This is a genomic window from Acinetobacter higginsii (genome assembly GCF_000369845.1).
Classification (GTDB): Bacteria; Pseudomonadota; Gammaproteobacteria; order Pseudomonadales; family Moraxellaceae; genus Acinetobacter; species Acinetobacter higginsii.
In genome coordinates this window covers 160,780-175,036 of record NZ_KB850215.1, presented here as the reverse complement: position 1 = coordinate 175,036, position 14,257 = coordinate 160,780, and the positions used below count along the sequence as shown (strand labels likewise).

Annotated in this window: 12 protein-coding genes and 1 riboswitch; of the genes, 1 reads left to right on the top strand and 11 read right to left on the bottom strand. The window is 43.4% G+C overall.

The features are described 5' to 3' along the window. Window position 1: 1 nt before the first annotated feature. The 9 genes from glmM to F885_RS08850 form a co-directional block, all read right to left on the bottom strand. The gene (gene glmM, locus F885_RS08810; protein WP_004803629.1) at window positions 2–1,339 is read right to left on the bottom strand and encodes a phosphoglucosamine mutase; all 1,338 of its coding nucleotides are present in this window, start codon (window positions 1,337–1,339) and stop codon (window positions 2–4) included. A 127-nt stretch (window positions 1,340–1,466) separates the two neighbouring features. Further along, window positions 1,467–2,933: an IMP dehydrogenase gene (gene guaB, locus F885_RS08815; protein ID WP_004803627.1), complete on the bottom strand. Its 1,467-nt coding sequence runs from the start codon at window positions 2,931–2,933 to the stop codon at window positions 1,467–1,469. A 141-nt stretch (window positions 2,934–3,074) separates the two neighbouring features. Further along, the gene (locus F885_RS08820) at window positions 3,075–3,440 is read right to left on the bottom strand and encodes a YkgJ family cysteine cluster protein (RefSeq protein WP_005317381.1); all 366 of its coding nucleotides are present in this window, start codon (window positions 3,438–3,440) and stop codon (window positions 3,075–3,077) included. A 127-nt stretch (window positions 3,441–3,567) separates the two neighbouring features. Beyond that, on the bottom strand, window positions 3,568–4,374 hold the full coding sequence (locus F885_RS08825; RefSeq protein ID WP_005317378.1) for an oxygen-binding di-iron domain-containing protein: 807 nt from the start codon (window positions 4,372–4,374) through the stop codon (window positions 3,568–3,570). Window positions 4,375–4,536: 162 nt separating this feature from the next. Next, window positions 4,537–5,112: a TMEM165/GDT1 family protein gene (locus F885_RS08830; protein ID WP_004803622.1), complete on the bottom strand. Its 576-nt coding sequence runs from the start codon at window positions 5,110–5,112 to the stop codon at window positions 4,537–4,539. Between the two features lie 83 nt (window positions 5,113–5,195). Next, window positions 5,196–5,337: riboswitch (yybP-ykoY riboswitch) on the bottom strand. 34 nt (window positions 5,338–5,371) lie between these two features. Next, window positions 5,372–5,659, bottom strand: coding sequence for a hypothetical protein (locus F885_RS08835; protein ID WP_004803620.1), 288 nt, complete (start codon window positions 5,657–5,659; stop codon window positions 5,372–5,374). Between the two features lie 122 nt (window positions 5,660–5,781). Continuing rightward, window positions 5,782–7,749 (bottom strand): 2-oxo acid dehydrogenase subunit E2, encoded by a 1,968-nt coding sequence (locus tag F885_RS08840; protein ID WP_005317375.1) that lies wholly within the window; start codon window positions 7,747–7,749, stop codon window positions 5,782–5,784. A gap of 2 nt (window positions 7,750–7,751) precedes the next feature. Further along, window positions 7,752–10,469: a pyruvate dehydrogenase (acetyl-transferring), homodimeric type gene (aceE, locus tag F885_RS08845; protein WP_005201592.1), complete on the bottom strand. Its 2,718-nt coding sequence runs from the start codon at window positions 10,467–10,469 to the stop codon at window positions 7,752–7,754. Between the two features lie 204 nt (window positions 10,470–10,673). Further along, window positions 10,674–11,375: a M23 family metallopeptidase gene (locus F885_RS08850; RefSeq protein WP_005201593.1), complete on the bottom strand. Its 702-nt coding sequence runs from the start codon at window positions 11,373–11,375 to the stop codon at window positions 10,674–10,676. Window positions 11,376–11,480: 105 nt separating this feature from the next. On the opposite strand from F885_RS08850, the gene F885_RS08855 reads away from it, so the two are divergent. Then, the gene (locus F885_RS08855) at window positions 11,481–11,921 is read left to right on the top strand and encodes a hypothetical protein (RefSeq protein ID WP_004803613.1); all 441 of its coding nucleotides are present in this window, start codon (window positions 11,481–11,483) and stop codon (window positions 11,919–11,921) included. A 98-nt stretch (window positions 11,922–12,019) separates the two neighbouring features. Here the strand turns inward: F885_RS08855 and lpxC are convergent, their stop codons facing one another. Together lpxC and ftsZ are read right to left on the bottom strand one after the other, a co-directional pair. After that, window positions 12,020–12,922 (bottom strand): UDP-3-O-acyl-N-acetylglucosamine deacetylase, encoded by a 903-nt coding sequence (gene lpxC / locus F885_RS08860; RefSeq protein WP_004803611.1) that lies wholly within the window; start codon window positions 12,920–12,922, stop codon window positions 12,020–12,022. Window positions 12,923–13,033: 111 nt separating this feature from the next. Beyond that, window positions 13,034–14,215, bottom strand: coding sequence for a cell division protein FtsZ (gene ftsZ / locus F885_RS08865; RefSeq protein WP_005317373.1), 1,182 nt, complete (start codon window positions 14,213–14,215; stop codon window positions 13,034–13,036). Between the last annotated feature and the right edge of the window lie 42 nt (window positions 14,216–14,257).

Genomic DNA, 14,257 nt, shown 5'->3' with positions numbered 1-14,257 from the left:
CTTAAGCAGCTTGGGCTTGAGCGCGTACTGCATCTGCTAAATGATTCGCCAAAGCCTCAACCTCTTGCTGCTGATCACCTTCCACCATGACACGAATCACAGGCTCAGTACCTGACTTACGAATCAACAAACGACCACGACCTTTCAATTGCTGTTCAGCCTTTTCAAATTCTGCAACCAAAGCTGGAATTGAATATGGATCAATCATGTGTTGTAGACGAACATTGACCAGTACTTGCGGGAATAACACAAAACCTTCAACCAACTCATGCAGTGCTTTGCCTTGTTCTACCATCACGGTCAACACTTGTAACGCTGCAATAATCGCATCACCTGTTGTGCTCTTATCCAAAGTGAGAATATGACCTGAAGGCTCACCACCTGTGACCCAATTCTTTTCTTCTAGGGCTTGCAATACATAGCGATCACCAACTTTAGCACGAACAAAGCCAACCTTAGCTTGTTCTAGGGCCAACTCGAGAGCCATATTACTCATCACGGTACCTACAACACCCGCTGGCTTATTCTTCGCCTGTGTCGCAAGAATATAAAGAATATGGTCACCATCAATCAATTGACCATTTTTATCCACCATGACCACACGATCAGCATCTCCGTCAAAAGCAATACCAACATCTGCCTGATGTTCTAGCACTGCTTTTTGTAGTTGTTCTGGGTGGGTTGAACCACAGTTTTCATTGATATTTAAACCATCAGGTTCGTTAAATAATGGAATAACTTTGGCACCTAATTCACGGAATACCGAAGGCCCCACGCTATACGCTGCGCCATTGGCACAGTCCACTACGATTTTTAAATTACGTAAGTCAAAGTGGTACGGGAAAGTTGATTTACAGAATTCGATATAACGACCATTAGCATCTTTTACACGAACACTTTTACCCAAGTTTGCAGTGTCTTCAATCACTAAGTCTTTTTCGAGTTCCTGATTGATTTCATCTTGCAAAGTATCAGGTAACTTCTTACCTGCACTTGAGAAAAATTTAATGCCGTTATCAAAATAAGGGTTATGTGATGCTGAAATCACGATCCCAGCATGTGCGTGTAATGCGCGAGTTAAATGTGCAATGGCAGGTGTTGGAAGCGGGCCCAATAAATGTACATAAACACCCGCAGCATTCAGACCTGCCTGTAAAGCCGCTTCTAAAATATAACCAGATAAACGTGTGTCTTTCCCCAACACCACAATCGGTTTATTTTTAGGACTATTTCTTTTTAATACTTTCCCTGCAGCAAAGCCAAGTTTTAATGCGAACTCTGGGGTAATTGGCATTTGCCCAAATTTGCCGCGAATTCCATCAGTACCAAAATAGCTCATCTTTTACTCACTTTCTTATCTTTTATATGGTGTGGAACCATATCTTTCTTCATCTGATTCACTTTACACCAAAACGAAAAAACCGTCAGTGGACTGACGGTTTTTCTGTCAACAAAATTACCAAAAATCAACCAACTCGATAGTTTGGCGCTTCCTTGGTAATTGTCACGTCATGAACATGTGATTCTGACATGCCTGCTGAAGTAATTTTCACAAATTTTGCATTTTGACGAAGATCTTCAATCACAGATGAACCCGTATAACCCATTGATGAACGTAAACCACCCATCATTTGATGTACGATGTTACCCATTGGACCTTTGTATGGCACTCGACCTTCGATGCCTTCTGGTACCAACTTTTCCGCACCTGCTTTAGCATCTTGGAAGTAACGGTCAGCAGAACCAGATACGCCCGCCATTGCACCCAATGAACCCATACCACGGTATGCTTTGTAGTAACGGCCTTGGAAGAATTCAACTTCACCTGGTGCTTCTTCTGTTCCAGCGAGGAGTGAACCGACCATAATCGTGCTCGCACCTGCGCCAATTGCTTTCGCCATATCGCCAGAGAAACGAATACCACCATCTGCAATCAAAGGAATTTGATCTTTCAGTGCATTTGCAACACTATCAATTGCAGAAATCTGTGGCATACCAATACCTGCCACAATACGTGTGGTACAGATTGAACCAGGGCCGATACCGACTTTCACAGCATCTGCACCTGCATCAAGCAATGCCAATGCTGCATCACCAGTCGCAATGTTACCGCCAATCACTTGAACTTGCGGGTAGTTTGCTTTAACCCAGCGTACACGTTCAATGACACCAGCTGAATGACCATGGGCAGTATCCACCACAATCGCATCTACACCTGCATCGACCAAAGCTTCGACACGGCTTGGTGTTTCAGCACCTGTACCGACCGCAGCACCAACACGTAAACGACCCAAATCATCTTTACAACTGTTTGGATAGCTTTCAGCTTTACGGAAGTCAGTTACGGTAATTAAGCCTTTAAGCTCATGGTTCTCACCAACAACCAAAACTTTTTCAATACGGTGTTTTTGCAATAATGCTTGGATATTTTCTTTAGACTCGCCTTCACGAACAGTCACGAGACGGTCTTGACCGGTCATGATGTTGCTTACAGGTTGTTCAAGATTGGTTTCAAAGCGTGTATCACGACCCGTGACAATACCCACCACTTTGCCATCTTTTACAACAGGCACACCGCTAATGTTATTCGCTTGGGTAATCGCAATCAGCTCACGCACTGTTGTTTCAGGGCCAACAGTGATTGGGTCTTTCACCATACCAGCTTCAAATTTTTTCACACGGCGAACTTCAGCGGCTTGCGCTGCGATATCCATGTTTTTGTGCAAAATACCAATACCGCCATTTTGCGCCATCGCAATTGCCATACGTGATTCAGTCACTGTATCCATTGCAGCAGAAACGAGAGGGATATTAAGTTGAATTCCGCGAGTTAAACGTGTCTTTAAGGAGACATCTTTTGGGAGAACAGTTGAGTAGGCAGGAAGTAATAAGACATCATCGAAGGTTAGCGCTTCTTGAACGATGGTCAGCATAACAATCTCACTGGTAATTTCCGTGAGCTATTATAAACAAATTTCGATGTGATTTTCATTTTCTATGATGAAAATAATTTCAAGCGTTGCTTAAAAAGCTTTCTGATGCACACTTATGCCTACCGAATCCTATAATTCCTGTTAGCAAACCTGATCATAATTGTCATTATTTTCAGAGGCCTGCTGCTCAACCGTGACCAACGGAATCAGGTTGTGCGCCAACCGTGTTTTGTTACAATGTGAATCGGCAATCTGTACTTCCTTGCAACTTGAACTCCGAAATGGGTAGATGGAACAGCTCACTTGCTGTCCCACCTCCCCTTGCAAAGCCACACATTTGACTTGTGCTTGATTGGTTCCCTTCATACAGGAATAGACGGCTGTAAGTGGTTCAACCATGTGCTCAGGGATCCGTTCTGCCTCAGCCCAATAGAAAGAAACACGGTAATTTGCACAGCACGCACCACAACTGACACACGCATCTGGTGTCGCAATTTGAGACAACATTTTCTTAAAATTCTCGTTATCAAATTCAATCCTTTATCTAATGAATCCTAAGAAAATTTATTGATGGCGACAAGCGTGCTCAATCAGCGATTTATGTATTTCCCAGTCATTTTCCGGACTCAGAAATTTAGCTCATTTCAGTCGGTAAACTAAAAACATATTCATTCATCAAATCTACGCCACATTCCAGCGTTTCGATCCAGTCTAGAAATTGATTGATCATCTGTTTACCAACAAAAGCGGTTCCATGTTGCGGCACAATCATGTCGATATCCATTTGGCGAACCATATTGACCCACAAACGGATCACCTTATTAGAACACATATAGCGCTGATGGAAACCTTTCATCTTTTTGATATGTGTTTCAAAATCTGTAATCGGTAGGCTTGCATCATCAACGATCGAAGCCCCCATATCCCCAGAAAATAGGATTTTGGCAGTTGGATCATAAAACTGGAAATTACCAACGGAATGCAGAAAATGTGCAGGCACTGCAACAATCGCAGACTCGCCCAAAGGAATAATTTGCCCTGTATCGGACAGTTCAATCAGACGATCTTCCCAATTCCCCTTCATACGCTCACTCATAAAAGCTGAATTTAAATGCGGTAAAAACCGTGCCCACAGCTTAGAAGCCACTACTTTGGCATCGGTATACACCAACCAGCGCGGCATTGAGGTAATAATGTCAGGGTCTTGATGCGAGGCCATGACATAGTCGAGATTTTTCAATTTGGTATAGCGATTGAGTTCCATGGTTAAAGGAACATACGTCAGATCGCCACCCGGATCTAAGACAGCGGCACGTTCATGATCAATAATTAAAAATTGATTGGCCTGAATACCTTCCCCTTTAACCAAACTGGTAAAACTAATGCATTTATGTGTGCCATTATCAAACAATATTTGCGATGTTGTCCGTTCAAAACTCATAACCACCCCAGAAAAAATCTTTAAATATGAAATATTTTTAATTCCATAATAAAATAATGGGATTTAGTTCATGTTTCAATCAAATATTGGACTTTTATCATAATTTATAAAAAAGACCCATCACTGTTGGATGGGTCTGGACTGATTTTAAATTCGAATCATTTAGAAGAAATAATGCTGCACTAAAGTTGAAATACCCACAATCAAGAAAATCGCGGCGCCAATTTTATGAATTAATGAAATCGGCAATTTATCCGCCAGCTTATTACCAATAAATACCGCAGGGGCATTGGCAAGCATCATCCCAAATGTGGTACCTAACATCACCCAGAACACACTATCAAAACGTGCCGCTAAAGCCACGGTTGCAATCTGGGTTTTATCGCCAATTTCAGCCAAGAAGAATAAGATGAAGGTGGCACCAAATACCCCAAATTTCTGCCATTTATTGATGTTTTCAGTTTCATCTCCCAATTCATCTGGAATCAGCATCCAGATTGCCATACCAATAAATCCAAGCGCCAAAATCCATAATAGAATTTCAGGACTGAGTACGGTGGTAATCCATTGTCCCAAGACAGCAGAAATACCATGGTTAATCGTAGTGGCCAGTAAGATGGCAATTAAAATCGGAATCGGTTTACGGAAACGTGCTGCAAGCAAGAGAGCGAGTAATTGCGTTTTATCACCCATTTCAGCAAGGGCAACAATTGAGGTGGAAATGAGAAATTCATACATAGTTGAATGCTCTGGCTAGCAAAATATACCGATGACCTACCCCTCCTGCTAGCCAAAATCAAATAGATTGATGCAGAGTGGTAAATCAAAGGTCTTGCCAACAAAAGCACAGCTGAGAAGCTGTTCTTGGTTCTTTGCTATGATGACCATGTTCGGTTGAACAATTATGTTGATCATCACCTCTTTACTTTGCGTAAAGAGCGGCTACTCCCCAATGAAGTGAAACTATTCTAGCAAACAATAAAATGCTTTTGAATGGTTAAACCCAAAATTTTTGGTAACTCCAGATCAACACACGCAGACAACCAAGTAAAAACGCCAAATAAGCACTTAAGCCCAGAAAACCAAAGCTCCCCCAGCCACTCGCTCCACCCACATCTTGGGCTTGATATTCCATCGCCATGACGACAGTCGCAAGCAGCACTTCAACTCCCATCACCACATACATCACCCAATCCCATGGAAAATGTAAGAAGCTGACCCACAAGCCCATCGCCACAAAAACAATCAGCAATAAAGGCAGCATCACCCGATAAATCACCAACATCCCTGCTCCTTCAGCAATGAAAATTTATTTTAAGTTCAACATAACATACATCTATTCATATTTTATTCAGCCTAAAAACAGAAAACCCCGCCAAAGCGAGGTTTTCTAAATTCAAAAAGCGATTAGAGCAATAAGCTACGAATGTCTTTGAGTAACTTGGTCAACTTATTGGTAAAACGTGCTGCATCCGCACCATTAATCACACGATGGTCATAAGACAATGATAATGGCAACATTAAGCGCGGATCAAAGTCTTTACCATTCCACACAGGTTGCATGGTCGCTGGTGAGATACCCAAAATCGCGACTTGCGGCCAATTGACCAACGGCGTAAATGCGGTACCACCAATACTACCCAAGCTGGTAATGGTAAAATTGGCACCTTGTAGATCTTTCGGTGACAATTTACGATCACGGGCTTTTTGGCTGAGTTCAGCCAATTCTGCTGCAATTTGCTTAATTGATTTTTGATCAGGATTGCGCAATACAGGCACTGTTAAACCATCTGGGGTTGCAACTGCAATACCCATATGAATTTCGTTACGCAATAGCACCGACTTCTGATCATCAGCCAAATGCCCAGCAAAATACGGCTCTTCTTTTAACAAGTGCGCAACCGCTTTGGCAATAAAGGCCAAGATAGTCAGGCTAAGGCCTTGCTTTTTAAAGCCATCTTTCAGCTCACCACGCCATGCTTCAAGCTCGGTAATATCCGCCAAGTCAAACTGCGTCACTTGTGGAATGAAGTTGTTCAATGACAATTGCGGTACAGACACTTGCTGTAAACGCGTCATCGCTTTCACTTCACCACCACCAAATGCATTAAAGTCTGGCAACTTCGGTAAGCCTGAAGCAACTGCTGCCGCTTGGGTTACTACAGCCGGTTGTGGTGCAGTCAGACGTGTTTTCACATAGGCAAAGACATCGTCCTTCATCACACGGCCGTGCTCACCTGATGCTTTCACTTGTCCAAGAACCACGCCTAACTCACGTGCCAGTTTACGCACGGCTGGACCCGCGTAGACTTTTGCATTGTCAGCTTCTTGCTGTTTAGTCAACTTCTCAGCTTGCGCAGGCTCACTTGGTGCCGCTGTCACGGTTGCTTGTGGTTTTGCTGGAGCTGTCGTTGCTGCTGGTGCCGAATGAGCTTGAGCTTTTGGTGCAGATGCTGGTGCAGCGGCCTGACCACTGACCTCAATCGTTGCCAAAGCCACGCCTTGACGCACTTCTTGATTCGCAGACACATGGATTGCTTTCACAATCCCTGCTACTGAACTTGGCACTTCAACCGACGCCTTATCTGACTCAACCACGCATAGGCTTTGTTGAGCTTCAACGCGATCACCGACATTGACTAGAATTTCTGAAACAAGAGCTTTTTCTACACCTAGATCAGGTACTTCAATTTCAACATTACCTGTTGAGGTATTTGTTGCAGCTGGTGCTTCTGTAGTTGCGACTGGCGCTTCTGTTTGAGCTAGGGCTGCTTGTGGTTCAGATGACGTTGCAGCGCTCGCAGTCTTGACCTGAATCAATACCACGCCTTCTTTGATGCTGTCGCCTTCTTTAATCTGGATCGCTTCCACAATCCCCGCAACCGAACTTGGGACTTCTACCGTCGCCTTGTCCGATTCAACCACTACAATACTTTGTTCAGGTTCAATCTGATCACCGACTTTGACCAGCACTTCTGCAACCAAGGCTTTTTCTACACCAATATCTGGAACTTTTACATCCACAATCTGGCTTGAAGTCGCTGCTGGAGCAGCAACTGGTTGCGCTTTTGTTTCAGCTTCGACAGCTTTTGCTTCGGCTTTTGGCGCTTCTTGCGTCGGTGCTTCGTTCTTAGATGTTTCAGCAGCAGACTCAGACTCTAATTCAATCAATGCGACGCCTTCAGTGACTTCATCGCCCTGTTGAACCAGAATACTTTTCACGATACCTGCCGCAGTACTTGGTACTTCTACCGTTGCCTTATCTGATTCTAAAACCAGAAGGCTATCGTCAACTGCAACATGGTCGCCTACTTTGACTAAGATTTCTGCAACCAGTGCTTTATCTACGCCAATATCAGGTGCTTGGATTTGCATGATTATTTCCCCTCACCTGTTTGCGTTTCATGGTATTCAGCAACTGCCTGAACTTCTGGATGTGCTTGTGGCGCCCATGCCACTGGACGGTCCGTATCTAACTCAAAGTTAGAAATTGCGTCTTTCACCAAACGGTTTTCAACTTCACCTTCGTCCGCTAATTTTTTCAATGTCGCAACCACGATATGCGCAGCATCAACACCAAAGAAACTACGTAAGTTTGCACGTGTATCTGAACGTCCATAACCATCAGTACCTAATGCAACAAATGGACGACCATCTGGAAGATATGCACGGATCTGTTCACTGTACGCACGCATATGGTCCGTCGCAGAAACCACGATACCTTCTGTACCACGTAACTGTTTAGATACCCAAGATTCTTTTACTTCTTCAGTGAGCGGGTGTAAGCGGTTGTATTCTTCACATGCCATGCCATCACGCGACAACTCATTGAAGCTGGTGACGCTCCACACGTTTGAGTGGATTTGGTATTCATCACGCAAGATTTTCGCCGCTTTAATCACTTCACGAAGGATTACACCTGAGCCCAATAATTGCACAGTGGCTTTTTCATCTTTTTCGAACAAGTACATACCACGTTTAATGCCTTCCTCAGCGCCTTCTGGCATTGCAGGATGCTCGTAGTTTTCATTCATTACGGTTAAGTAATAGAACACTCGCTCTTGGTTCACATACATACGTTGTAAACCGTCGTGTACGATCACAGCCAATTCATAACCAAAACATGGATCATAAGATACGCAGTTTGGAATGGTGTTCGCCAAGATATGTGAATGGCCATCTTGGTGCTGTAAACCTTCACCGTTCAATGTGGTACGGCCAGCAGTCGCACCGAGTAAGAAACCTTGTGCCTGCGCATCACCAGCAGCCCAGGCAATGTCACCAATACGTTGGAAACCAAACATTGAGTAGTACATATACATTGGAATCATCGGCAAGTTATTGGTTGAATAACTGGTTGCCAATGCAGCCCACGCACTCATCGCACCCGCTTCGTTAATTCCTTCTTGAAGCATGTGACCATCACTTGCTTCACGGTAATGCATTAACTGTTCTTGGTCTTCTGGGGTATATTTTTGACCGTGTGCCGCATAAATACCAAGCTGACGGAACATCCCTTCTAAACCAAAAGTACGCGCTTCATCTGGAACGATTGGCACGACGCGGTCTTTAATTGCTTTTTCTTTCAGTAAAGCCGCAATTAAACGAACCATCAGCATCGTGGTCGATTGTTCTTTACCGCCTGAACCATTTAATACCGCATCAAATACAGAGAGTTCAGGAATCGCTAAAGTGTCACTCTCACGACGACGTGCTGGTAGGTAACCCCCTAATGCTTCACGACGTGCCTTCATGTACTTCATTTCTGGAGAGTTTTCACTTGGGCGGTAGAATGGGAGTTCTTCTAACTTGTCATCTGTAAATGGCAGGTTAAAACGGTCACGTACATATTTCAAAGAGTCGATCTGCATTTTTTTGATTTGGTGAGTTTTGTTCACCGCTTCAATTTCCTCAGACAGACCATAACCTTTAACCGTTTTCGCAAGAATAACGGTTGGTTGACCTTTGGCTTTCATTGCTTCTGCATAGGCAGCAAAAACTTTGTACGGATCATGACCACCACGGTTAAGATTATCGATGTCTTCATCACTTAAATCTTTGACCAGTTCCGCAGCTTCTGGGTACTTGCCAAAGAATTTCTCACGTGTATACGCACCACCTTTCACTTGATAGCGCTGATATTCACCATCAACTGTTTCTTCCATGACCGCTTTTAAAGCGCCTGAATTATCTTGCGCAAGTAGTGGGTCCCAATGACGGCCCCACACCACTTTAATCACACGCCAGCCCGCACCACGGAATAAAGATTCTAATTCTTGAATAATTTTACCGTTACCACGTACAGGACCATCGAGACGCTGTAAGTTACAGTTCACAACCCAAATGAGGTTATCAAGCTTTTCACGACCCGCAAGTGAAATTGCACCTGTACTTTCTGGCTCATCCATCTCACCATCGCCAAGATAAGCCCAGACTTTACGATCTTCTTCTTTGATCAAACCACGATTCATCAAATACTTTTGAATGTGTGCTTGGTAAATCGACATAATCGGGCCTAAACCCATCGATACGGTTGGGAACTGCCAGTAATCAGGCATTAAATAGGGATGCGGATAACTCGGAAGACCATTGCCACCCACTTCACGGCGGAAATTATTCAATTGATCTTCAGTTAAGCGTCCTTCCAAGAACGAACGCGCATAAATACCAGGGGCACAGTGACCTTGGTAATAAATCATATCACCGCCAAAGTTATTGCTGTTTGCGCGGAAGAAATGGTTAAAACCCACATCATATAATGTTGCAGATGATGCGAAACTTGCAAGGTGGCCACCGAGGTCATCGCCTGTTTTATTGGCACGTAATACCATCGCTAAGGCATTCCAGCGGATCAAGGCACGGATACGGCGTTCCATATCCTGATCGCCAGGCATCGCTGGTTGTTCTTCAACTGAAATGGTATTGAGATAAGGTGTATTTAAGCGCTGGATTGGCACATGTTTCGCAATTGCCCGTTGATAGAGTTTTTCTAGTAAGAAGGCAGCACGTTCCGTGCCCATATGTTGTAATACTGAATCAAATGCTTCTTGCCATTCTTGGGTTTCTTGCGCGTCAGAGTCGCCATAAAACGCCATACAATTCACCTTTTCCCTTAAGTTATTTGTCGACCCTATTTTTATCATGTTTTGCTGTGATAGAACTATTGCCCCAGATGAATGCAAAACGCCTTATTATTTTCTGACAAAATAGTCATTGACCTAAATGAAACAAAACACATAAAAAATCGCCAATAAAGGCGATTTTTTTGAATATTTATATACAACTGTTAACAAATTACATTAAGGCAACATTGCTAAGTAAGTTGATGGATTTTTACGTTGACCATCTTTGACTACTTCAAAGTGTAAATGTGGGCCCGTACAACGACCTGTACAACCAACATTGGCAATATGCTCACCAGCACTCACACGATCACCCGCATTCACGATTAAACGTGATGCATGGGCATAACGAGTGATATAGCCATTACCATGATCAATCTCGACATACTGACCATAGCCTGTACCCCAACCCGACTTCGTCACAACACCAGGACCAGTTGAGTAAATTGGCGTACCAGAAGGTGCAGCAAGATCAACACCTGAGTGATGACGTGTTGAACCTAATAGGGTGCGGTTACCCCAAGAAGAGCTGACACGGCCTTCTTGCAATGGATGACTCACCAACCAAGAATAACCTGTGTTTGCAGAGAATGAAGGAGCATTGTCTTGAGATGAAATCGCTGAACGACCATATTTCTTCTCGATCGTTGCGTTGTTCAATTCAATGGTTTTTTCACGTAATTTAACTGAGACATTCGATACGGCTGGCAGATCCATATCAGCAGAATGAGTATAAGAACCTTGAGCTAAGGTTTTTGATAATTGCTCTAAGCGGTCATCACCTGTGGCTTGACCAATGTTCTGATAATCTGCGAAAGCAACCGAAGCAGCTGAAGCAGCCAACGAAAATGCGAGTAAAATACGACGCGTATGATGCATAAAAAACCTCTTGAAACCGTCCTTCAAACGTTCCTTTATCATCTGTTCCTTGATAACAGCTGAAGCAAACGCTTAAGATGGACACATCACCTCCGAGGAAGTTCTATGTCTGACCCTAACAACGTTTTCCAACAGAAAGGACAACACATAAAAACTGGAAACTTAACGTTTCTGACGACGCAAGTCACACAATGGAAACAACTTACGAAAATTATTCAACCTTTACTGCCCCAACCAGAGCAATGGCAGGTTGTTTGTTATCAACATGGTGTATTGATCATCACTGGTGAAAATCAAGCAATGATTAGTCAACTCAGCTATTTACAAAGCCACTATGTTGCGCAGTTAGCTCAGCTCGAAGGACTCAAGGAATTACGAAAAATTCAAGTTCGGTTAAGAAACAAAACAGTTGTCTCTCGTGAACCCTCTCCCCCAACAAAAACACTAACATCAGAGACCCAAGAGCAATTGCGCAGCGCCGCTGAATATGTGAGCGACCCTAAGCTTAGCCAAGCTTTACTACGTTTGGCAAGCAATAAAAAGTAAACTTCATATATTAAGTGTTGGAATACACACTAGTTTTATGTGACGAAACTCTCACATTCATTTGTTATAATATAACATAGGCAATAAAAGACAATGACTTATGTCACACTCACATAAGGAATTGGACAATCACTCTCGTTATTAAATGTTACAATTTCATAGCTGCTTGGATCGTTTTGAACATTGCGTAATAGCTGATTGTTTAGCGCATGCCCCGATTTATAGCCATCAAACTTGGCAATAATTTGATGTCCAAGCAAATATAAGTCTCCAACAGCATCTAATATTTTATGACGTACAAACTCGTCGGCAAAGCGCAAACCTTCCTCATTGACCACACCTGTGTCATCGACACCAATCGCATTTTCAAGGCTCGCACCTAAAGCCAGATTATTGGCTTTTAAATAGTCCAAATCTTTCATAAAGCCAAAAGTTCGCGCTTCGCTCACTTCGTAGACAAAAGTTTCCGTCGAGAAATCGATGGTTGCGGATTGATACTCTTTGGCAAAGGCAGGATGATCAAAGTCGATGGTAAAGTTCAGCTGGAAACCTGAATGTGGTGAAAAAATGGCCTTCTTGTCGTCAATTAAAGCCTCAACAGGCTTTAAAATACGAATGAACTTCTTTGGCGCGTCTTGCTCCGCCAATTCACCTTGCATCAATAAATAAATAAAAGGCCCTGCACTACCGTCCATAATCGGTACTTCGGATGCAGAGACTTCAACAATCAGATTATCAATCCCCAGTCCTGCAATCGCACTCATGACATGCTCAATAGTGCCGACTTTGATATCTTCACGGACCAAATTCGAGCACATAAAGGCTTCTTGAATCAATAAAGCATTGGCTGGAAGGTCAATCGGGGGATTTAAGTCGATACGGCGAAAGACAATACCTCCATCAATATGATGTGGAACAAAATTAATCAGCACCTTTTGACCACTGTGCAGACCAATACCGCTCGCTTTCACCACACGTTTGAGAGTACGTTGTTTCAACATGCCATACCAACTTCATTTGCAAAAACCGATATAACTTAGCATATTTTGCCATTTTAAAAAAATAAAAAAGGGGGTAATTACTTACCCCCTTTCTCTAAATATATGATTTTATTATTTACGCTGTTGATTTTTCAGATAGTCTTGAATGCTCATTGGCGATGAACGTGGCGTAGAACTTGCTGTTGCGCCCACTGGTGCATCCGTATTTGCACGTTTGCTGATCGCAGGAACATCATCTTCATCCACTGGTTGCTGAGCTGCTTGAGCAGACGGTGCATGTGAAACTACAGTACGTCTTTTCTGATCAACTTCACTTGCATTACGGGTTAAGCCTGTTGCAATAACAGTCACACGAAGCTCATCTCGCGCATCCGGATCGAATACCGTACCGTAGAAGATTTCACCTTCATCCAAATCAACGATTTGGTTGACTACATCAGTAATGATTTCAGTTTCACGTAGGGTAATGTCATCACCACCCGTGATGTTGATCAACACACCTTTTGCATTGATAATATTTACATTATCAAGCAATGGGCTACGGATCGCCTGCTCTGCTGCTTGACGAGCACGATCTTCACCGCGACCCAAGCCAGCACCCATCATCGCATAACCACGCGTACTCATTGCAGTTTTCAAGTCAGCAAAGTCGAGGTTAATGTGACCACGATTGACCACAAGATCAAAAATACTGCGCACTGCGTTCAACAATACATCATCTGCCTTTTTATAGGCATCTTTCATTGAAATATCGCCATAAACGCTAAGTAAGCGTTGGTTTGGAATGATGATTAATGAATCAACGTGTGCTTCTAAAGCATCAATCCCTTTTTCAGCAGACTTTTGACGACGACGGCCTTCAAAGTTGAATGGTGTAGTCACCACACCTACGGTCAGGATGCCCATCTCTTTGGCAACTTCTGCAACCACTGGTGCAGCACCTGTACCTGTACCACCACCCATACCGGCAGTGACAAACACCATGTCGGTACCTTCAAGATGCTGACGAATCACTTCACGGCTTTCTTCCGCTGCGATTTGACCCACTTCTGGATTAGCGCCTGCACCTAAACCACGTGTACTTTGTTCACCCAATTGAATTTTGAATGGGGCGTTCATGCTATCCAAGGCTTGTTTGTCTGTATTTGCACAAACGAACTTTACACCTTGGATATCAGATTGCGCCATGTGCTGTACGGCATTACCGCCACCACCACCAACGCCAAATACTGTGAAACGGGCTTGACCGTTGCCATTGTCTAGTTCATCTTCTATAAATTCAAATGAGGCCATGACCTTTAGATTTCCTAATATTAATGGCAGTTACTTCAGCCC

What these genes read in the sequence shown, in the direction of transcription:
- glmM (WP_004803629.1), bottom strand. Translation starts at nt 1,339, where the DNA reads ATGAGCTATTTTGGTACTGATGGAATTCGCGGCAAATTTGGGCAAATG.
- guaB (WP_004803627.1), bottom strand. Translation starts at nt 2,933, where the DNA reads ATGCTGACCATCGTTCAAGAAGCGCTAACCTTCGATGATGTCTTATTA.
- F885_RS08820 (WP_005317381.1), bottom strand. Translation starts at nt 3,440, where the DNA reads ATGTTGTCTCAAATTGCGACACCAGATGCGTGTGTCAGTTGTGGTGCG.
- F885_RS08825 (WP_005317378.1), bottom strand. Translation starts at nt 4,374, where the DNA reads ATGAGTTTTGAACGGACAACATCGCAAATATTGTTTGATAATGGCACA.
- F885_RS08830 (WP_004803622.1), bottom strand. Translation starts at nt 5,112, where the DNA reads ATGTATGAATTTCTCATTTCCACCTCAATTGTTGCCCTTGCTGAAATG.
- F885_RS08835 (WP_004803620.1), bottom strand. Translation starts at nt 5,659, where the DNA reads ATGTTGGTGATTTATCGGGTGATGCTGCCTTTATTGCTGATTGTTTTT.
- F885_RS08840 (WP_005317375.1), bottom strand. Translation starts at nt 7,749, where the DNA reads ATGCAAATCCAAGCACCTGATATTGGCGTAGATAAAGCACTGGTTGCA.
- aceE (WP_005201592.1), bottom strand. Translation starts at nt 10,469, where the DNA reads ATGGCGTTTTATGGCGACTCTGACGCGCAAGAAACCCAAGAATGGCAA.
- F885_RS08850 (WP_005201593.1), bottom strand. Translation starts at nt 11,375, where the DNA reads ATGCATCATACGCGTCGTATTTTACTCGCATTTTCGTTGGCTGCTTCA.
- F885_RS08855 (WP_004803613.1), top strand. Translation starts at nt 11,481, where the DNA reads ATGTCTGACCCTAACAACGTTTTCCAACAGAAAGGACAACACATAAAA.
- lpxC (WP_004803611.1), bottom strand. Translation starts at nt 12,922, where the DNA reads ATGTTGAAACAACGTACTCTCAAACGTGTGGTGAAAGCGAGCGGTATT.
- ftsZ (WP_005317373.1), bottom strand. Translation starts at nt 14,215, where the DNA reads ATGGCCTCATTTGAATTTATAGAAGATGAACTAGACAATGGCAACGGT.